We start from the raw sequence: 20,156 nt of genomic DNA on the forward strand, positions 1-20,156 counted from the left end.
AAAACTGAAACGCTCTAGCGCGGCGGGCCGAAAAGTGACCCGAGGTTTTCGGGGACACGCCGCGACCCATAAATATCTGCGACCTCAGTCGCCAAGCACGCGATCGACGTCATAGGCCGCAATCGTCGCGAGGTTGACGATGTCGCCAACCGTGGCACCGAGCGATGCGATCTGGACCGGTTTCTCGAGACCCAGCAGCATCGGCCCGATCACGGTTGCCCGGCTCATCGATTCCAGCAGCTTGGTCGAGATCGACGCCGCGTGGATGGCGGGCATGACCAGCACGTTGGCCGGGCCCTTGAGGCGCGAGAACGGATAGAGCAGGGAATGGTTCGGGTTGAGCGCGATGTCTGCATTCATGTCGCCTTCGTACTCGAAGTCGACACCCGGCATCTGGTCAAGAATCGTGACCGCCTCGCGCACTTTCTCGCCGCGTTCGCCCATCGGATTGCCGAAGGTCGAATAAGAGAGGAATGCGACGCGAGGAACAAAGCCCATGGTGCGTACGGCTCCGGCGGCCTCGAGGGCGATGTTCGCCAGGTCTTCGCCTTGCGGCAATTCGGTCACGCTTGTGTCGGCGATGAACACGGTCCTACCGCGGTTGATCACCATGGACATGCCCATCAGGGCCTTGCCCGGCAGGGCGTCCAGCACGAGTAGTGCGTCGTTCAGCGCCACGTCATAATTGCGGGTCACGCCCGTTACCATGCCGTCCGCGTCACCATTCTTTAGCATGCAACAGCCAAAGATGTTGCGGTCCTGGTTCACCAGACGCTGGACATCTCGCTTCAGGTAGCCATCGCGCTGCAGGCGGGAATACAGGAGATCGGTATAGATCGGATTGTTGTCAGACAGGCGTGCATTGATGATTTCCAGCGTACCGGCCGGCACACCCATTTGCTCCATCATCCGTTCAACCTGGGCTTCGCGGCCGATCAGGATCGGATGGCCGAGTCCCTGGTTCTTGAAGCTGAAGGCGGCGCGCACGACGGCGGGTTCTTCGCCCTCGGCGAATACGATGCGACGCTGGACATCCTTGGCGCGGGCCTGAACGCCCTGAAGGAAAGCCGCAGCCGGATCGGCCCGTCGCACCAGTGAGGCGCGATAGGCATCCATGTCAGCGATTGGAATGCGCGCGACGCCCGTATCCATCGCGGCCTGTGCCACGAAAGGCGGAATGAAGCTGATGAGGCGCGGGTCAAATGGGCTGGGAATGATATAGTCGCGGCCGAAGCTGGGGCGCGCGCCGTGATAGGCAGCGGCCACTTCGTCCGGCACGTCCTCGCGGGCAAGTTCCGCCAGCGCCTGGGCCGCAGCCACCTTCATTTCCTCATTGATGCCCCGTGCGCGCACGTCCAGCGCACCGCGGAAGATATAGGGGAAGCCCAACACATTATTGACCTGGTTGGGATAGTCCGAACGGCCCGTCGCGATGATCGCATCGTCACGCACAGACTTGATGTCTTCCGGCGTGATTTCCGGGTCCGGGTTTGCCATGGCGAAGATGATCGGGTTCTTGGCCATGGATTTGACCATGGCTTTCGAAATGGCGCCCTTGGCCGAGAGACCGAGGACACAGTCGACGCCCTCCATGGCTTCGCTCAGTGTACGCTTAGACGTCTTGACGGCGAAGGCGGACTTGAACTGGTCCATACGCTCGGTGCGGCCTTCATAGACAACGCCGATAGAGTCACACATCAGGATGTTCTCTGCCTTGACGCCGAGATGGCAGATCAGGCCCGCCACGGACAGGCCCGCCGCGCCGGCGCCCGAGACGGCCACGGTTAGGTCTTTCAGCTCGCGCCCGGTGATGTGGCAGGCATTGATAATGCCTGCGGCAGCGATGATTGCGGTGCCGTGCTGGTCATCATGGAACACCGGAATGTCGAGTTCTTCGCGCAGGCGGCTTTCGATAATGAAGCAGTCTGGCGAACCAATATCCTCGAGGTTGATGCCACCCCAGGTGTCGCCGATATTGCGGACAGTGCGGATGAAATCCTCCACGTCTGTCGTATTCACTTCGATATCGACACTGTCGATGTCGGCAAAACGCTTGAACAGGACGCACTTGCCTTCCATCACCGGCTTGGACGCCATCGGGCCGAGATTTCCGAGCCCGAGAATCGCCGTACCGTTCGTAATCACTGCAACCATGTTGCCCTTCGACGTGTAATCATACGCCTTGTCCGCATCCTCGGCGATGGCCAGGACAGGAATTGCGACGCCCGGGCTGTAGGCCAGTGACAGATCACGCTGCGTGCCCATGGGCTTTGTCGGCGCCATGGAAATCTTGCCCGGAGTCGGCTTTGAATGGAAATCGAGCGCTTCCTGGTCAGTGAAGCTTGGGCGCTTGGTTGTCATGGGAAAGGGTGGTCCGATGCTAACGAGTGAAAGGGTGGCTAGCGGTTGACCCTATGCCTCGCCGCCGAGCGTGCCAACCGCAAATATGGTCCATGTCGTCGCTGTTTCTGGCTATTTTATGGCGAGCGACAGCGTGAACGCTTTGCGAATCTGCAGCCGAGGCGCTAGCGTCCGCCTCCATGGCCGATACTGCGATTCCCTCGAAAAAGGTTGCCGTGAAAGGCAACGAGCCGACGCCGTTCATGGTGCAATATCTCGGCATCAAGGCGCGCCACCCCGACGCGCTGCTTTTCTTCAGGATGGGAGACTTTTACGAGCTCTTCTTCGACGATGCCGTCGAAGCGTCCCGAATCCTCGACATTACGCTGACGTCGCGCGGCGAGCATGATGGCAAGCCCATCCCGATGGCCGGTGTTCCCTATCACGCGGCTGAAGGCTACCTCGCCCGCCTTATCAAATCCGGTGCGCGCGTAGCGGTATGCGAGCAGACGGAGAGCCCGGCCGAAGCGAAGAAGCGCGGGTCGAAATCCATCGTCAATCGCGACATCGTCCGGATCGTCACGCCGGGCACATTGACCGAGGATTCCCTGTTGCCAGCGCGGCAGGGCCAGGCCCTCGCTGCGGTCGCGCTGGCCAATGGCGGCGCCGATGCAGCGATTGCGGTGTGCGACGTGTCGACGGGGCGCTTCGATGTCGCGCCGGTCGCCCCGGGCGCATTGGCTGATGCCTTGCTTGGCTGGCCGCTTCGCGAACTGCTTGTCAGCGCGACAGATATGGACCGTCCGGCAATCGCTGCGGTCGTATCCGCCGCGAGTGCGCCAGTGACCGAACGGCCGGCCCGGGCCGCGACACCGAAAACAGGCGAAGCCCTGCTCAAGCAGACATTCGAGGTCGCGGCGCTCGAGGCCTTCGGGGATTTCTCCAAGGCTGAGCTCTCGGCCATCGGCCTGCTGCTCGACTATGTGCTGCTCACACAGGCCGGCGCCGATATCCGCCTCGACCCACCCCAGCGCCCGCCCGCCAGCGGGCATCTCGCGATTGACCCGGCGACCCGCGCCAGCCTCGAAATCGACCGCGCGATGAACGGCGCGCGCGACGGTTCGCTCCTTGCCACCATCGACCGCACCGTTACCGCCCCCGGGGCCCGCCTGTTGGCCACCCACCTGTCACGCCCGTCGCTCGACCGCAGCGAAATCGAGTCCCGACTCGAAGCTGTGGCCTGGCTCGTTGAGGATAAGGATGTTCTGGACGCGCTTCGCCGTCGTCTGAAGGCGGCACCTGACCTCGAACGCGCCCGCACGCGGCTTCGGCTCGGACGGGGCGGGCCGCGTGACCTGCAGGCCATCGGGCGCGCCTTGTCGGCGGGCGATGCCGCCGCACGCGAACTTGCCACTGTTGAGGGCGGCGTCCCGGCGCGCCTGGAGGCGGCCATAAGGGTGCTTTTGCTGGCGAATACGCCTGACCTCAAGGCATTCGCCTCGGACCTGGCGCAGGCCCTGAATGACAGCCTTCCCATGCTGGCCCGCGACGGCGGGTTCATCGCGCCCGGATGGGACAGTGCGCTCGATGATGCGCGCGGCTTGCGGGATGACAGTCGCCGCATAATCGCCGAATTGCAGGCGCGCTACGCGAGTGAGACCGGCATCTCCGCGTTGAAGATCAAGTTCAACAATGTGCTCGGCTATTTCATCGACGTCCCGGCCCGGCATGGCGATGCCCTGATGGCGCCGCCGCTGTCGGAGACGTTCATCCACCGTCAGACCCTGGCCGGGAATGTCCGCTTTTCGACGCGTGAACTGTCCGACCTTGCGGGCCGCATTTCGCGTGCCGAACAAGAAGCAAAGGCGCGTGAAGGTGAATTGTTCAACGGGTTCTGCGCTGGCGTTGACGCGCTCAATGAAACACTCGCGACATCTGCCCACGCGATTGCCGACCTTGATGTCGCCGGGGCCAATGCTGCCTGGGCGATCGAAATTGACGCTGTCAGGCCCGAGCTTGCCGACACGCCTGTATTCGAGGCCAGAGGCCTTTGCCATCCGGTCGTCGAAGCGGCGCTGAAACGCGATGGCAAAGGCTTCACCGCGAACGACTTGAACCTTGATGCGGGTGGGGAAGGGCGCGCGCGGCTCCTGCTCGTTACCGGTCCGAACATGGCGGGCAAATCGACCTATTTGCGGCAGGCCGCCCTGGCAGTCATCATGGCACAGGCGGGCTGCTTCGTGCCGGCCAAGTCGATCCGGCTCGGCCTGGCTGACCGGGTATTTTCACGCGTCGGCGCCTCGGACGATCTTGCCCGGGGGCGGTCGACCTTCATGGTCGAGATGGTCGAGACGGCCGCGATCCTGACGCAGGCGACGCCCGCGAGTTTCGTCATCCTTGATGAAGTGGGACGTGGAACGTCTACGTACGATGGCCTTGCGATCGCTTGGGCCGCCGTTGAACACCTGCACGGCGTCAATGCCTGCCGCGCCCTGTTTGCCACCCATTATCATGAGCTCACGCAGCTGGCAGAAGACTTGCCGGGCGCAGCCAATGCGTCCCTGCGTGCCCGTGAATGGAAGAACGATCTCGTTTTCCTGCACGAGATGCAGCTCGGCCCGGCCGACCGGTCTTACGGCGTTCAGGTCGCGCGTCTTGCCGGCTTGCCGAAGCGTGCTGTGGCGCGCGCAGCGCAGATTCTCAAGCGGCTCGAGGCCGATCCGAAAACGGCCGACAACCTTCCTCTGTTCGCGGCAGTGTTGGGGTCGGCACAGGAATCTGGCACCGACGACGCGCCCTCAGTTTCCTCCCGGCTTGATCAAATACTCGACGATGTCGACCCCGACGCCCTGACGCCGCGCGAAGCACTGGATATTGTTTATCGCCTGAAAGCGGAATCAAAAAAATCCTGATTCATTCGCAAATTTGTTGGACGCCTATGATGATGAGATTAGTGTCATCGTCAGGTCGCTGGCTCCAGGCCGTCGGCTGACAATCCGGGATGAAGCGCATCCAAGAAAAGCGCTCACCCCTCGTGGACGTCAAAAACCGGAGGCACAACCATGATTGGCAAGGCAGGAAATATCACCGAAGTCACGCTTTCCCGCGCACAGATCCGCCTTGAATTGGAGAGCGCTCGAAAGACCGTCGATCGCCTCGCCCGCACAATTCAGCTGGTCGGTGATGCAGGCGTGGCTGATTCGGAAACGTCCAACGAGTTGGACGTCCATCTTGGCGCCGCCTATGCCGCTGCCCATCGGTGGCTGCTGGAATCGCGTCTGCAGGCGGCCGGGACCGGCATCGGCGTCGTGCCCTGAGCGCCCTTCAGGACGACTGGTTCAATTCGAGCGCTTGCAGCACGCGGACAGCGGTCTGCAGGTCGTCGGCGTCGCCGAGCTGGTCGATGAGCTTTTTCGCATCGCGCCTAAGGTCTTTGATCCGGAGACGCGTCTCGGCCACAGGCGATTTCTTGCCGAACGGCTCGAACGGTTCGTAGAAAAAGTTGATTGGTTTTTTCAGCGCGATGGCCACTTCGCGAAGCCGTCCGGCCGACATGCGGCTGTGACCGGCTTCGTATTTCTGGATTTGCTGGAATGTTACGCCGAGGAGTTGGGCGAGCCCATCCTGCGTGAGCCCCATTTCGCGACGCCCTTGGCGAAGCTGCTGACCAACGAAACGATCTGCATCGGTTGGCTTTCTGGCATCGTGGCCAGCATGTTTGGCTGCTTTCAACATAATAAATCCAACTACTCTGTATATGCTATCCAAAACAAGCAGATTGCGCAGGTGTTTGGACGGATTCAGTATGTATCACTGCAAAAAGATCGAAAACTCCCTCCTGACAAGGAGGGTTCCGCTAGGGAAGAGCAGCTATTCTGCTGCGTCGATTGCCCCGCCAAGGGCGAGATAGAGCGCGATTCGCGATTCGGTTTCGGCGCGCCGTAGTGCGAGAAGTGTGCGGTCCGCCTGAAAACTACGTTGCCGGAATGTCAGCACATCGAGCAGATCGATAGCGCCTTCCTTGTATTGGATTTCAGCGAGTTGCAGCGTTTCGCGCGCATTTCTGGCGGCCGTCTCCACAAAGCCCGCACGGTTTCGCAAGGTTGCGACATCGTCCAGGCGGCCTTCGACATCTGCATAAGCGTCCAGGACGCTTGCGCCATAATTGGCCAGCGCGATTTTGCCGCCGGCCTCTGCGGCGTCGATCCGCGCGTCCGTCAGGCCGCCGTCAAACAGCGTGTCGGCCAGCCGGATTCCAAGCGAGAGGGCAAGCGCCGCCGGGTCCAGCGCATCGCCCAGAGTGTCTGTTGCACTCGAGACGCCGCCTGATAGCGACAGGCTGGGCCAGCGCCCGCCGCGGACGGCGTCTGTACTGGCAAAGGCAGACCGTACGCCGGCTTCAGCGGACAGCACATCCGGGCGTCGGCGAAGCAGGTCGGCAGGGCGTCCCGCAAGAATGATATCCTCGATTTCGGGCAGTGTATCCGGCACGGTCATCGTGCCTGATGGATAGCGACCGAGCAGGACTTCCAACCCGCGGATCGCACTGCGCTGTAAAGCAAGCGCCAGTTCCAGTGAATCGCGTGCACTGGCCACGTCTGACTCGGCGAGCACCTGCTCGCGGCGGTCGGCCGCGCCGAGATCGTAGCGCACATTCACGATCCGCACGGTCTCCACCTGAGCGGCAAGCGTGGCGCGCGACAGTTCAACCTGATGGCCCGCATCGATCGCAACCGCATAGGCGCGCGCGACACTGGCAGCGATGGACTCTCGGCTGGCACGATAAACGGCCCGGGCGCTTTGGAGGTCGAATTCCGACGCCAGGATATCCGACCGGATCGCGCCCCACAGGTCGGCTTCCCAACTCGCATCGAGACTCGCGCTATAGCGCTCTGCGAGGTCGAAATCCTCGAAGTCGGACGATCCGCTGGCGCCTGCGCCCGCACTGATGCTTGGCAACAGGCCTGACCGGGACTGGCGCAGGAAGGCTTCGGAGCGCCGCACGCTTTCCGCGCTCGCTCGCAGGCTCGGATTGGCGGCGAGCGCTTCACTCATCAACGCGAGCAATGTTTCGTCATGAATGATACCGGCCCAATTTGCGGCGATTTCGCTGTCCGTTTCAGGACCGAATGCCCAGGCATCCGGCGCACTCAGTGCACCCTGCTCCTGCGTGATCAAAGCCTGTGGCGACTGCCGGGCAATCGTTGACGCGCAGGCCGGTACAATCGTCGCCAACAGGACCAGTGCGAGGGCAGGGGTTGTCTTATTCATGTCTGAGAGCCTCGATGGGGTTGAGTCGCGCCGCCTGCCGGGCGGGAAAGAATCCGAAGAACAGGCCGATCAGTGCCGACGCGCCAATGGCTATGATTGCAATGCGCGGGGAAATCTCAACAGGAAACTCCCCGAGTTTGGCTGCAAGGTTCGCGGCGCCCACGCCGAGGGCAGACCCGATCAGCCCGCCAAGCAGGCACAGGGCGAGCGCTTCGGCGAGAAATTGCCCGAGAATGTCGATTCCGCGTGCACCGACGGCCATCCGCAATCCGATCTCCCGTGTGCGCTCTGTCACCGATACGAGCATGATATTCATCACGCCCACGCCGCCTACGATCAGCGAGACCGCCGCAGTGAAAGCGAGCAGCACGCCGAACGTTGCCTGCGTGCTCGAGCGGGCGCGAATGAAGTCGGCAATATTGAACACGCGGAAATCGTCGGCGCCACCGGGCGGAATGCGCCGGATTTCGCGGAGGCGATCTTCCAGCTGTTCCTGCGCGCGCGTCATGTCATAGCCGTCTGCGATGCCGACTTCCATGCCGGTCACGTATTTGGCCACGGTCGGGTTGCCCCCGGTGATCCGGTTGCGGGCGGTGTTGATGGGAACGATGATCACGTCGTCCCGGTCGCCGCCGGGGCCGGCGGATGCGCCGCGGGACTCCAACACGCCGATGATTTCCAGCGGCACATTGTTCGCCCGGATCGTCTGGCCGACGGGATTGGTGCCTTCAAACAGGTTGTCGGCCACCGTCTTTCCGATAATCGCGACCGCTGCGCCGGAACTCACTTCGCGGTCATCGAAAAACCGCCCTTCAGCTGCGCTCAGCGACTGGGTGATGAAATAGTCCGTATTGGTCCCGTACAGACTGGTCGACCAGTTGTCCTGGCCGGAGATGACGGTGACAGAGCCTGAATTGCGGGCCGCGACGGCCGTGACGAACGGTTCCTGCCGGATCAGTTCGATGTCGGCATCCGTGAAGGGCTGGTCCGACGACGCGCCGCCCGAGCGTGGCCCGCGCCGGGATGCTCCGGGATAGATGGTCAGGTTGCTCGCGCCCAGGCTGGCGATCTGTTCGTCCACCTGCTTGGCCGCCCCTTCGCTGATCGCCATCATGGCCATCACCGAAGCAACGCCGATCATGATGCCCAGCATCGTGAGGAAACTGCGCAAGGGATTGGAAATCAGGGCCTCGATTGCCGATTGCAGGGCGACACGGATTTTCATGCGCTTTTCCTTTCATCGCGTTCGACTTCACCGTCGCGGAAACGGATCTGGCGCGACGCATAGGCAGCGACTTCCGGTTCATGCGTCACCAGGATCACCGTGATGCCCTCTGACGAGAGCCCTGTTAGCAGGTCCATGATTCCTTCTGATGTCTTTGTATCCAGCGCACCGGTCGGCTCGTCCGCCAGCAGGATTGACGGTCGCCCCGCCAGGGCCCGGGCAATCGCCACGCGCTGTTGCTGGCCGCCCGACAATTGCATCGGCCGGTGATCCATCCGGTCTCCCAATCCCACCATTTCCAGGCATTCACGGGCCCGCGCGGCCGGGTCTTCGATCGGTTTCCGGGAATAGAGCAGGGGCAGTTTTACATTGGCGAGCGCGGTAGCCCTGTGCAGCAGGTTGAACTGCTGGAAGACAAAACCGATTGTCTCATTCCTGAGGTCGGCCAGTTCGTCACGGTTCAATTGCGATAGAGGCCTGCCCTTGATCGTCAGTTCGCCACTGGTTGGCACGTCCAGTGCGCCGATCAGGTTCATCAAGGTCGATTTGCCCGAACCGGACGGCCCCATGATGGCGGTCATTTCGCCGTCGAGGAAATCGAGGTTCACGCCGCGCAAGGCAAAAACATCCTGCGTGCCCATCCGGTACACCTTGGTCAGTTCCCGGCAGGTTATGATGGGTGTTGCCGCGCTCGGCATGTCTATTTGTCCGTCGCGGCGAGTGTCAGTCGCGTGACAAATACGTCGCCTTCGTCGGCGCCGTGCAGGATTTCGATGTTTTGTCCATCAGTCAGTCCAACCGATATCGAGACCGTTTTCAGTGTGCCGTCGCCAACAGGTTGGTATAGCTCGATCCGGCGTTGGGATTCGCGTTCATTGATCGTCTTCTGTACAACGGCGAGTTCCTCCCGGGTGAGATTGTCGCGCAGCACCTTGTCCATGCGGGACTGGATTCGTGCGCGCATGACAGACCGTTCGAACGTCGCGCCAGCCTCTCCCATGCTCTCGCGGACCTTTTCCATTTCAGCTGTCATTTCAGCCAGGATCTTCTCCTTGCGGGCCGCGTCCATATCGAGCCCGACGAGCAGGGCTTCACCAGGATTGCCCCCCGCACCCGCTGGTCGCGCGTTGCGCCGCTCCTGTGTGTTGTCGCCCGCTTCGCCCGACACAACGGTAATGCCCTCGCTCGGCGGCCGGAACCGCACCGCCGATTCCACCAGGCGCAGCACGCCCTCGCGCTTCTCGGCGGTTATTTCTACATTGGCCGTCATACCCGGAAGCAGGCGGCCCGACCGGTTTTCCGCCGCGATCACGACCGTGTAGGTCACGACATTCGACAGGGTTTCGGATGCCAATCGCACCTGTTCCACGGTGCCCTGGAAGGTCTCATTCGGATAGGCGTCCACCTTGAACGTGGCCGGGTCGCCGGCATCGATCCTGCCAATGTCGGATTCAACCACGGCGGCATCGATGCGGATGTCCTCGAGGTTTTGCGCGATCTGGAACAGGATCGGCGCGGAGAAGGACGCGGCAACCGTCTGGCCGACATCGACCGAGCGTTCGATCACGACGCCGTCGATGGGAGAGCGAATGATGGTACGATCAAGATCAAGTTGCGCCGTTTGCAGCGAGGCCTGACGCTGATTCAATGTCGCCTGCGACGAGCGAAGCTGGGCGCGCGAAACATCCAGAGTCGCCTTGGCCACGGCAAGGGCCCGCTCGGCATCTTCCAGCGAAAACTGCGCGATGGCGTCCTGTTCATACAGCGCCTTCACACGGTTGAAGTCCTTCTCGGTCTGGGCGAAGCTCGCCTCGGCCGATGCGATATTGGCCCGCTGGACGTCCAGGCTCGCCCGCGCGCTGGCAATATCCGCCTGCGCTGAAGCCACCCGACTCTCGAACGTTTGCGGGTCGATCCGCGCGATGATATCGCCTTCCTTCACCTCGGAATTATAGTCGGCGTTCAGTTCCACGATCTGGCCGGAAACCTGCGAGCCGACTTCGACCGTCGTCAGCGCCCGAACAGCGCCTGAGGCCGTGACCAGCCGGGCCACATCACCGCGTTCAACCGCCGCTGTCTCCAGCGTGAAATCCCCCGGCCTCGTATCGCCGGAACCGCGCAGGAACAGGGCCCAGAAGACAATCAGCACCACCAGGCCACCAAGGCCGTAGATGAGTCGTCGGTCAATTTTGCGGATCAAGGTAAAGCACTCGCTCTTGCGTTTGGGTCGAAGCCTCACCCGACCGGCGCGCATATCAGCGGCAGGACGAGTACGAAATCAATGTGGAGCGTTGCAACGCGCCTGCCAGATCAAACGTCCGTGGCGTGCAATTCCGTCATCTCCAGCTGCAAATACAGGCACAGGGCACGGAAAATCAGTTTGAAAGAGCCTGTTGGCCTATTTTTTGGGGTCGAGGCGGATGATGTCGTCATCCGCTGCGCCAGCCTCGGCGGCGGGAAGTCCATCAAGCACTGCGGTGTCTTCCGCAAGATCGAGATTGAACGCCGGATCTCCGCCGAAATCGCCGCCACCAAGCGCGCCGGACCCTATCAGCCGCGACTCGCCCGTATCGCCGCCCAGGTTCAGGTTGAAGCTGCCGGTCGACGCCCCCGTGTCAGCCGTCGGGCTCGGTAGCGAGAGGTTGAGCGTGCCCACTGTCGTATTGTCGGCTGAAACCGTCTGGATATCCGCCGCGTCGGTATCCGCAGCCTGTGAACAGGCGACGCCGGCAAAGGCAAGCGAGGCGAGGGCGAAAGCAGTGATCGATTTCATGTTCATGCACCTGATCTTGCAGCGGCCATCAGCGGTCCGCAAGCTTCTGTTGCACAACGTCCCAGAAAATGGCGGCGGTATCAATGCCGGACAGGGCCTTGATGGCCTGGACGCCGGTTGGAGACGTGACGTTGACCTCGGTCAGGCGCCCGCCGATCACGTCGATTCCGGTCAGGACCAGCCCGCGGCGCTTCAGTTCCGGGCCGATAATATCGCAGATCCTGCGGTCAGCATCGCTGAGGGCCGACTTTTCCGCCGTTCCGCCGACCACGAGGTTTGACCGCACCTGGCCAGCCTGGGGCCGCCGGTTGATGGCGCCAACAGGCTCACCATCGACCAGCATGATTCGCTTGTCGCCTTCGCTGACCGCCGGAAGGAAGGCCTGAACCATGACGGGTTCGCGCGACCGAGTGAAGAAGACTTCCAGCAGCGAGTCCATATTGGAATCGTCTGGCTTCAGCCGGAACACGCCGGCGCCGCCATGACCGTACAGCGGCTTGATAATGATATCCTTGTGCGTCGCGCGGAACGCCAGGATGTCCCGCACGTCACGCGACACGAGCGTTGGCGGCATGATCTCGGGATAGAGCAGGGGGAAGATCTTTTCCGGGCTGGACCGGACGCCTTCCGGATCGTTGACCACAAGGGTCTCGCCGGAAATCAGTTCCAGCAGGTGGCAAGCAGTGATGTAGCTCATGTCGAAGGGCGGATCCTGCCGCATCAGGATCACATCGAGGTCCTTGGCCAGGTCGAGTTTCACCGTCTCACCGAACAGGCCGGGCGTTCCCTGAACCCGCTGGACCTTTGCCGGTCGGGCCCAGGCCGTCACCCGGCCTTGTTCATAGGACATGTGATCGGGACCATAGACAAACAGTTCGGCGCCGCGTGCCTGCGCCACTTCAGCCAGCGCAAAGGTCGTATCGCCGTTAATCTTGACGTCTTCCAGCGGATCCATCTGGATCCCAACTCGCAATGTCATGAAATGCCCCCTCCCGTTTGATGCGGGCTGGGCAGTTACAGCTGCGCCGGACCGGTCAGTAGTTTACACCGAGCAGTTCCGCATCGGTCTCGGTTCCATATGTAGGGTTGGGCGTGGGATTGTAAGAGGGGGCGGCCTGCGTTGTCGGCTCGGCTGGCCGTTCGATGGGCTCCCGGATGCGGACATAGGATACGACCTGCTTCACACCACCGACAACGCTCGCTTCATGCGCGGCGCGTTTCAGTTCATCAGCGGTGCGCGCGGTCCCCATCAGGTAAACGACGCGGTCATAGGTCTCGATATTGTAGTTCAGGCTCTTCACCGTGCTCGAACCGATCAGGCGTGCGCGCACGCGACCTGAAATGACTTCGTCCGACACATTTGCGATGAAGCCACCGGCCGGTTCGATCTTGATCTCGTTGGCGACATCATGCGCGCGCGTTGACGTCCAGGCGATTCCCTCCGCCTCGACCCGGTCTGTGGGGTCATCGACGCGTCCGGACAACAGGACGAGCCCGCCATTCACTTCGACATCCACTTGGCCAAAACGGTTGATGCTCTCAGACAGCAGCTTCGCCTTGATTTCGCCCGACGTTGTCGTGTCATCGACCGCTTCGCCCAGTGTCTTGTCTTGCGCGGCGGCCAGGCCCACGGCTCCCAACGCGCCGACAGCTGCGACGGCGCATCCCCCCAGTGGCATTGCAAGCAGGAGGGCGGCGGCGGCGAGTCGCAGGGTCATAATGTACACTCCAATGGCAGGCGGACCGGTAATCCGTAGGATCAGACTGTTCCAGACTTAAGGCGAAATTCTGGCAGGGGGCAAGAAAAACACCGCCAGGACTGCAATTGTAACGACGTGTGCGCTCATGCGGGTTTGGGCTGGTTGTGCCACCCCATGCATGATAATGAGTAGCAGCCAATAATAGAAGGAACTGAGACCCTGACTTCCAGCGCCCCGCGGACACTGCCCGCAAAGAGTGCCACACTTGAAGACATCCGTACCGTCGCCGAGGCTCTTGCCAAGGCGCTTGAGGATGACAAGGCTGAAGACCTCCTGTTCATTGACCTGGACGGAAAATCTTCCCTCGCCGATTTCATGATCATTGCGTCAGGCCGTTCCGGCCGGCATGTCGCAGCGCTTGCAGACCATCTTTCCCACCAGGTGAAGAAGCTCACTGGCCGCCCGGCCAATGTGGAAGGCATGCCGAATGCCGACTGGGTCCTCATCGATACGGGCGACGTCATTGTCCACCTGTTCCGTCCGGAAGTGCGCGAATTCTACAATCTTGAAAAGATATGGGCTTCGGACACGAGTGCCCACCTCGCCACCCAGCACTAAGTACCGATGCGGCTGACAATTCTGTCTGTCGGTCGCCTGAAGTCGGGCGCCGAGCGCGAGCTCTTTGACGAATATGTCAAACGGGCCCTGCCGGTTGCACGCAGTCTTGGTTTTCGGGGCATCGAGGAGATTGAAGTCGCCAGCGGCGGCGGAATCGATGCGGAAGCCGAGCGGATTCTCGCGAAAATCCCGGCGGGCGCCAATGTCATTCGCCTTGATGAATTCGGTCGCAACACGCCATCAGCCGATTTTGCAGGCCAGCTCGCCCGGCTGCGTGACCAGGGCGTGCCCGATCTCGTATTCCTGATCGGGGGCGCGGAAGGGTATGGCGAATCTGTCCGTCGTGCGGCGCCCGATACGACGGCGTTCGGCGCACAGACCTGGCCACATCGCCTTGTCCGGGCGATGCTGGCCGAACAGGTCTACCGTGCCATGTCGATCCTGGCGGGCATGCCCTATCACAAGGCCTGACCGTTCGAGGTGGGAAAAAAGTAAAGAGGCTCCGAAGCGTAACGTGGGGGGACGCAGCTTCGAAGCCTCTTCGTAGACGGCCAGCGCTTGGGAGGGTTCGGTCGGGAGGGACCTGCCAGCCATCTAAGACAATATACGCATCAGGGGCGCGTTCGGTTCCAAACCGACCCATAAAAAGTTCAGCCGGCAAAAAGCGAAGGTGATGGTGCCAGGGCGAGCATCAGCAGGGCGGCCGTAAACAAGCCAAGCGTCGTAACAGATGCGATTTTCGTGATTGCGTTTGAATGGCTCATGTCAATCTCTTGTTCCGTCTATCTGCCCCCTAGATGGGGCGACCTGTCCGTGATGAACACTTTCTGAATGGAATAGGTTCCATGCAAGGCGCGTATGGGGCAATTTGGGGGCATGCGACGGCATGTGATTGATCCTGTAGCCGTGTCAGCCTAGACCGTCACCCGGGACGCAACTGACAAAAGGTGGGACGCCGCATGGTCACGGCCGCGAAGGATTTCCTGAAAATCTACTGGCCGCTTGTCCTCGTGGCATTTGCGGGCCTCGTGTTGACGCTTATGTTGATGGATCCGGCGCCGCCCAAGACCATCAGGTTTGCGGCGGGCCCTCTGGGAGGGGCTTATTATGCCTATGCCGAGCGGTACCAGCGCCTCCTCGGCGAACAGGACGTCAAGGTCACCCTGATCCAGACGGCGGGCTCCGTCGAAAACCTGCGCCTTCTGGACGAAGGCGGTGTCGATGTGGCGCTGGTCCAGGGCGGCCTGGCCACACCCGGCGATGCCGAAACACTGCGATCCCTCGGCGGTCTCTTTCATGAACCGTTCTGGGTGTTCGTGCGCGACGAGGCGGGCGTCAAGGATTTCGGCCAGTTGCGTGACCTGCGGATGGCCATCGGACCGGACGGTTCAGGAACGCGTCTCCTGGCCCTCGACCTGCAAGGTGAGTTTGATGGCGTCTGGCCTGCGGCCTCCCGCAACAGCCTGACGGGAACTGCAGCGGCCGGAGCCCTCATCGAAGGCAAACTCGACGCCGCCGCCTTCGCGGCCTCGCCGGACGCCGTCTACGTCCAGGCATTGCTGCGCGCGCCGGGCATTTCGCTCTTGCCGTTTGAACGCGCCGAGGCGCTGTCGCGGCGCCAGCCGGCGCTTGCCGCCGTGGTCCTGCTCCGCGGCGTGGTCGATATCGGCGCCGACCTGCCAGCCCATGATGTGTCCCTCGTTGCGCCTGTGGCGCAGCTCGTCGTCAAGAAGTCGCTGCATCCCGCGATCGAGGCGCTGCTGGTCGATTCCGCGTCCGCCATTCACCAGGATGGCAGCCTGTTTGCGCGGGCCGGGGCATTTCCCGATCCGGATTCCACCGACTTGCCAGTCAGCCGTCAGGTCCAGCGCTATTATGCGAACGGCCCATCCTTCCTGCGCCGGTATTTCTCGTTCGACCTGGCCAATTTCCTCGACCGGGCATGGATCCTCGCCATCCCGCTCCTGACGCTACTCTTCCCGCTGGTTCGGGTTGCGCCGCCGATCTATCGCTGGCGGGTGCGCCGCAAGATCTACATCTGGTACAAGGATTTGCGCGATCTTGAGGCGCGCGGCCGGGACATGCCGACAAAAGAGGAGCGCGCCGTCATCACCGACGAGTTGGAAGACCTGCAGGTCGAGATCGGCGAACTCGATGTGCCGCTGTCCTATACTGACGACCTCTACCGCCTCCGCAACCATGTCGAATTCGTCAAGCATCTCCTGATGAACACACGCCCGACACCGGGCCTCGGCGCCTAACCCAGCCCGGCCTGCTTCACGGCTGACGCATAGGTGCGCGACACCGGCGCGGCCTTGCCGGATTGCAGGACGAGCAAGAGTTTCCCGCCCTCACGCCGCGTATCGGCTACCCCATCCTTGGCCACCCACCACGACCGGTGCGTCTGTAGCCCGTCGGTTCCGCCGAGATCAGCCATCGCGTCGGCAAGGCGCATCAGGATCAGTTCTTCGCCAAGGCTCGTATGGACGCGCAGGTAGTGATCCTCCGACGACACGGCCCACAGGTTGGCCGAGCGGTATTTGACCGGAAGCTGCTGCATGAACCGCGCGACGACGTCTTGCGCCTCGGCAGCTTTCAGCAGGGGAGCCGCCGCCTGGGCCCGCGAGACGATGACGCCGCCCGTCACCATCACCGCGCACACCGCATAGACATACAGGTACTGCATGGGCAGCGCGCCAAGCGACACGCGGGCGCCAAGCACGAGGAAAAAGGCGATCAGCGAGGCGGTGACGGGCAGGGCGATCAGCGCCGCCGCCAGCGCCACCCGGACAATGAAATTCTGCTGCGCAAACCGCCAATCGAAGACGGCAGGAATGATCCATATCGCCGACACGCCACCGACGCTCATCGTCACGAGCCACATCACAAACCGCAAGACGGGATGCGAGCTGACATCATACACGCCGAACCAAGTGAATAGCGCTGCAAGCCCAACCAGGACAGCGGCAGGCCGCACAAACTGCTTCAGTCGCTCTGTCATTTCCGCAAAGCCCCCTGCATTTCGCGCTTCGTGAACCGTTCTGGCCGCATTTCGCGAAGGATTCCAGTCACTCCATGCAAACCCGGTGACGAGGGGAGGCGACAGGCGGCATGTTGGGGTCAACAGGAGTTCCCGATGACCGACCTCGCCCTTGCCACCCCCTCACCCCGCCCGCTGCGTACCCGTCTCAAGGCCCGCAAACATACCGTCATCTTTGCAATCGCGCTCACGGTCTATGCCGCGCTCAGCTATACGATCCTCGCATCGCCGGGACATCCGCCCCTGCAGTTCCGCCTTGATATCTCCCCGCTTCTTCGCTCGCCCTGGGTCCTCAAAGCCCACGTCACCGGTGCCCTCGCCTCCTTTGCGATCGGGTCGTTCCTATTATTGGGCGTCAAAGGCCGCCGCATGCACCGCATACTCGGCTACGGCTGGGTCGCGACGATGAGCGTCACGGCAATCAGTTCCTTCTTCCTCGTCGGCCTGAACGGCAATAATTTCAGCTTCATTCACGCCATATCGGCCTGGGCCGTTATCGTCCTGCCCATGGGCGTCGCCGCCGCGCGCCGCCACGATATCAAGGCCCATCGCAAACACATGACGGGCATGTTCGTTGGCGGCATGGCCATTGCCGGCCTGTTCAGCTTCCTGCCCGGCCGGATGATGTGGTCAATTTTCTTCGGCGTTTGACCCATTCCCGCCTTACCGCCGCAGCAGAACCCCGTTACACATGCAATATGAGGCAGTGAACGGGAGCAGGGACATGAAGCGCGCAATCCTACTGGTCGGCCTGATGGGGCTTGCAGCATGCCAGGTTTCCCGGCCCATCTCCATTCCAGGCATCACCCGTGCGCCCGACAGCGCCGAAGAGGCGCTCGAAGCCTATTACAAGACCCTCCCTGATGACTTTTATCCGCGCGCGCCCGAAGGATTGCCCTTGCCGGACACCGATCAGCCGCTCTCCCGCATTCTGGTCGCCTCGTGCCTGGACGAGGAAAAGCCAGTCGCGCCCGCGCTTGAGGAAATCGCTCGCGAAAAGGCCGACTTGCTCCTGATGATCGGCGACAATGTCTACGGCGATCGTGATGGGAGGAACTATACCGTCAATCAGGCAGAGCTCGACGAATTGCGCGAAAGCTTCAGCGATCTTGCCGCCCGGCCGGACTTTCAGGCCGTCCGCGCCGCCCATCCGATGATGGTCGCATGGGACGACCACGACATGGGGGCCAATGATGGCGGCAAGGATTTTCCCTTCCGGCGTCTGGCGGAACGCATCCACGAGCGCTTCTGGGGGCTCGAGAAGCAGGATGTCGGCGCCTGGCCGGGCACATACTATGCGCGCACGTTCGGTCCTGAAGGCCAGCGGACCCAGATCATCATGCTCGACACGCGCTTTTTCCGCACGCCGCTGATGGTGACAAACGAATGGGGCGTGAAAGGCAAGGAACGCTACATTCCCTCGACAGACGCGCATCAGGACATGCTCGGCGCAGACCAGTGGACCTGGCTTGAAAACCAGCTCCAGAAGCCGGCCGACCTGCGCCTGATCGTCTCCTCGGTCCAGGTCATGGCAACTGACGGGCATGGCTGGGAAGCCTGGTCGCGCCTGCCCAAGGAGCAGGAGCGGCTCTACGACCTGATCAATCAGACCGGCGCGAATGGCGTCGTGTTCGTCTCGGGCGACCGCCACACGGCCTTTCTTTACCGTCAGGACGCTGTGCTGCCTTATCCGGCCTATGAACTGACGGCCTCGTCGCTGAACGGCTCCTTCGCCGAAACCACCGAAGAAATGGACAGCGCCCAGATCGGCGCGGGCTACCCGCCCGAAAATTTCGGGGCCATCGATATTGATTGGTCTACTGGTACAGCGGCCTTGTCGATCAAGGCCAATGATGGTGCAACCGTTCGCGAGACTTCGGTCAAGTTCAAGTAATCAACGTGCGCCGGGTTGCCCGGCTTCGCACGTTTCCAGGTAGTTGATGTCCGACACGCGCAACGTCTTTGTCCTGATACTTTCCGTCATGATCGTCCAGATCGCTGGCGGATTGCTCAGCATGCTCACTCCGCTTGGCCTCGAGGCCATGGGGTCGGGGCCGCAGACAATCGGCGTCATCGCCGGTTTCAATGCGGCCGGCTACATGATCGGGGCCTGGTCGGCACCGCGCATGCTGGGCCAGTTCGGCAATATTCGCCTGTTCGCGGCCGCTTCAGCAATGAACGCGGTGGCTGTCCTGGCCCTGTCACTCTGGCACGATGCGGCATTCTGGGCGCTCCTTCGCGTCGCGCAGGGCATCGCCTTTGCCTACATGTTCACCAGTATCGAAAGCTGGATGGGCGAGGCCGTCCCCGACAAGTCGCGCGGCAACGTGATGGGCATCTACCATACCGGCGCCAAGCTCTCGCTGATGATCGGGCCTTTCTTCGTGGCCGGCATGTCGCCGCTCGATGGCCGGGCATACGCCTGGGCCGGCTTGTTCCTCGCCCTCGCCCTGGTCCCGGTCTGCCTGACCCGCCAGAAAGAGCCCACCCCGCCGGACCGCAAGTCCATGCCGGTCGCCGAACTCTTCCGCATCGCTCCAGCCGCCGTGATCGGCGTGCTCCTGGCCGGTGTCATCAATACGGGTACGCTGGCGCTTCTGCCCGTCTACTTTGAACGCTTTGAACTCGCGGGCGGCGGCACCGCAGCTGTCGCCATCGCGGTCGCAGCTGCCTGGCTTGGCGGCCTCGTCCTGCAATGGCCGGCCGGGGTTTTATCAGACCGGATCGAGCGCCGCCTCGTGATCGCGGGCATGTGCACCATGTCCGGCATCGCGTCGCTCCTGATCGCGGTCTTTGGCGTCGCGCTGGGCGAGATTGGTGTGATTGCGGTCCTCACAATATGGGGGGCAGGGGCCCTGTCCTTTTATGGGCTCTGTGTCGCCCATGCGATCGACCGCACACCGCGCGGCCGCGTACCGCAGGTCATGTCGGGTCTTCTGTTCGTTTGGGCCGCCGGGTCGATTGTTGGCCCGCTCATGTCGGGCTTTGCCATGCGCGTGGCCGACCGGGCTGGCCTGTTTGGCCTTGCCGGTGTCCTGTTGTTCGTCCTCGCGATTCTGATGGTTGTCAGGGTACGCCAGCGGGCCGCGCCGACCGAGGCCCAGCAGGAGGAATGGAAGCCGGTCACGCCGACCTCTCTGGCCGGCGTTGAACTCGATCCGCGCAATCCGGACGTAGAGTCCTGAGGCT

18 protein-coding genes are annotated in these 20,156 nt (G+C 62.2%); 8 read left to right on the plus strand and 10 right to left on the minus strand.

Going from position 1 to position 20,156, the window contains the following annotated elements; genetic code table 11:
* Positions 1 to 84 precede the first annotated feature (84 nt).
* Positions 85 to 2,361, minus strand: coding sequence for an NADP-dependent malic enzyme (locus tag ACESNB_RS02425; protein ID WP_373003281.1), 2,277 nt, complete (start codon positions 2,359 to 2,361; stop codon positions 85 to 87).
* Positions 2,362 to 2,540: 179 nt separating this feature from the next.
* On the opposite strand from ACESNB_RS02425, the gene mutS reads away from it, so the two are divergent.
* Complete coding sequence (mutS, locus tag ACESNB_RS02430) at positions 2,541 to 5,252, plus strand: DNA mismatch repair protein MutS (protein ID WP_373003284.1); 2,712 nt, start codon at positions 2,541 to 2,543, stop codon at positions 5,250 to 5,252.
* Between the two features lie 150 nt (positions 5,253 to 5,402).
* On the plus strand, positions 5,403 to 5,657 hold the full coding sequence (locus tag ACESNB_RS02435; protein WP_373003287.1) for a hypothetical protein: 255 nt from the start codon (positions 5,403 to 5,405) through the stop codon (positions 5,655 to 5,657).
* A gap of 7 nt (positions 5,658 to 5,664) precedes the next feature.
* Here ACESNB_RS02435 and ACESNB_RS02440 read toward each other — a convergent pair whose 3' ends face one another.
* From ACESNB_RS02440 to ACESNB_RS02475, 8 genes are all read right to left on the minus strand, one after another.
* Positions 5,665 to 6,075 carry a helix-turn-helix domain-containing protein gene (locus ACESNB_RS02440; RefSeq protein ID WP_373003290.1) on the minus strand — a complete coding sequence of 137 codons (411 nt, stop codon included), beginning with the start codon at positions 6,073 to 6,075 and terminating at the stop codon, positions 5,665 to 5,667.
* Between the two features lie 135 nt (positions 6,076 to 6,210).
* Positions 6,211 to 7,611, minus strand: coding sequence for an efflux transporter outer membrane subunit (locus ACESNB_RS02445; protein ID WP_373003293.1), 1,401 nt, complete (start codon positions 7,609 to 7,611; stop codon positions 6,211 to 6,213).
* Positions 7,604 to 8,836 carry an ABC transporter permease gene (locus tag ACESNB_RS02450; RefSeq protein ID WP_373003296.1) on the minus strand — a complete coding sequence of 411 codons (1,233 nt, stop codon included), beginning with the start codon at positions 8,834 to 8,836 and terminating at the stop codon, positions 7,604 to 7,606. The genes ACESNB_RS02445 and ACESNB_RS02450 overlap by 8 nt, the downstream gene beginning before the upstream one ends.
* The gene (locus tag ACESNB_RS02455; RefSeq protein ID WP_373003299.1) at positions 8,833 to 9,534 is read right to left on the minus strand and encodes an ABC transporter ATP-binding protein; all 702 of its coding nucleotides are present in this window, start codon (positions 9,532 to 9,534) and stop codon (positions 8,833 to 8,835) included. The genes ACESNB_RS02450 and ACESNB_RS02455 overlap by 4 nt, the downstream gene beginning before the upstream one ends.
* A 2-nt stretch (positions 9,535 to 9,536) precedes the next feature.
* Positions 9,537 to 11,036 (minus strand): efflux RND transporter periplasmic adaptor subunit, encoded by a 1,500-nt coding sequence (locus ACESNB_RS02460; protein WP_373003302.1) that lies wholly within the window; start codon positions 11,034 to 11,036, stop codon positions 9,537 to 9,539.
* 198 nt (positions 11,037 to 11,234) lie between these two features.
* Positions 11,235 to 11,609, minus strand: coding sequence for a hypothetical protein (locus ACESNB_RS02465; RefSeq protein WP_373003305.1), 375 nt, complete (start codon positions 11,607 to 11,609; stop codon positions 11,235 to 11,237).
* Positions 11,610 to 11,637: 28 nt separating this feature from the next.
* On the minus strand, positions 11,638 to 12,588 hold the full coding sequence (gene gshB / locus ACESNB_RS02470; RefSeq protein ID WP_373003308.1) for a glutathione synthase: 951 nt from the start codon (positions 12,586 to 12,588) through the stop codon (positions 11,638 to 11,640).
* A 55-nt stretch (positions 12,589 to 12,643) separates the two neighbouring features.
* Entirely contained in the window at positions 12,644 to 13,327 is a 684-nt protein-coding gene (locus ACESNB_RS02475; protein ID WP_373003311.1) for a BON domain-containing protein, read from the minus strand.
* Positions 13,328 to 13,528: 201 nt separating this feature from the next.
* On the opposite strand from ACESNB_RS02475, the gene rsfS reads away from it, so the two are divergent.
* From rsfS to ACESNB_RS02490, 3 genes are all read left to right on the plus strand, one after another.
* Positions 13,529 to 13,927 (plus strand): ribosome silencing factor, encoded by a 399-nt coding sequence (gene rsfS, locus ACESNB_RS02480; protein WP_373003391.1) that lies wholly within the window; start codon positions 13,529 to 13,531, stop codon positions 13,925 to 13,927.
* A 6-nt stretch (positions 13,928 to 13,933) separates the two neighbouring features.
* Positions 13,934 to 14,398, plus strand: coding sequence for a 23S rRNA (pseudouridine(1915)-N(3))-methyltransferase RlmH (locus ACESNB_RS02485; RefSeq protein ID WP_373003314.1), 465 nt, complete (start codon positions 13,934 to 13,936; stop codon positions 14,396 to 14,398).
* Positions 14,399 to 14,886: 488 nt separating this feature from the next.
* Positions 14,887 to 16,188: a TAXI family TRAP transporter solute-binding subunit gene (locus ACESNB_RS02490; protein WP_373003317.1), complete on the plus strand. Its 1,302-nt coding sequence runs from the start codon at positions 14,887 to 14,889 to the stop codon at positions 16,186 to 16,188.
* Here the strand turns inward: ACESNB_RS02490 and ACESNB_RS02495 are convergent.
* Positions 16,185 to 16,928, minus strand: coding sequence for a LytTR family DNA-binding domain-containing protein (locus ACESNB_RS02495; RefSeq protein ID WP_373003320.1), 744 nt, complete (start codon positions 16,926 to 16,928; stop codon positions 16,185 to 16,187). The genes ACESNB_RS02490 and ACESNB_RS02495 overlap by 4 nt on opposite strands.
* A 135-nt stretch (positions 16,929 to 17,063) precedes the next feature.
* Here ACESNB_RS02495 and ACESNB_RS02500 point away from each other — a divergent pair, with 135 nt between their 5' ends.
* The 3 genes from ACESNB_RS02500 to ACESNB_RS02510 all read left to right on the plus strand — a co-directional run bounded on the left by ACESNB_RS02500 (position 17,064) and on the right by ACESNB_RS02510 (position 20,152).
* Positions 17,064 to 17,618 carry a DUF2306 domain-containing protein gene (locus ACESNB_RS02500; protein WP_373003323.1) on the plus strand — a complete coding sequence of 185 codons (555 nt, stop codon included), beginning with the start codon at positions 17,064 to 17,066 and terminating at the stop codon, positions 17,616 to 17,618.
* Positions 17,619 to 17,691: 73 nt separating this feature from the next.
* Entirely contained in the window at positions 17,692 to 18,861 is a 1,170-nt protein-coding gene (locus tag ACESNB_RS02505) for an alkaline phosphatase D family protein (RefSeq protein WP_373003326.1), read from the plus strand.
* 46 nt (positions 18,862 to 18,907) lie between these two features.
* The gene (locus ACESNB_RS02510; RefSeq protein ID WP_373003328.1) at positions 18,908 to 20,152 is read left to right on the plus strand and encodes an MFS transporter; all 1,245 of its coding nucleotides are present in this window, start codon (positions 18,908 to 18,910) and stop codon (positions 20,150 to 20,152) included.
* Positions 20,153 to 20,156 lie beyond the last annotated feature (4 nt).

This window comes from Hyphomonas sp., assembly GCF_041689225.1.
Taxonomy (GTDB): Bacteria; Pseudomonadota; Alphaproteobacteria; order Caulobacterales; family Hyphomonadaceae; genus Hyphomonas.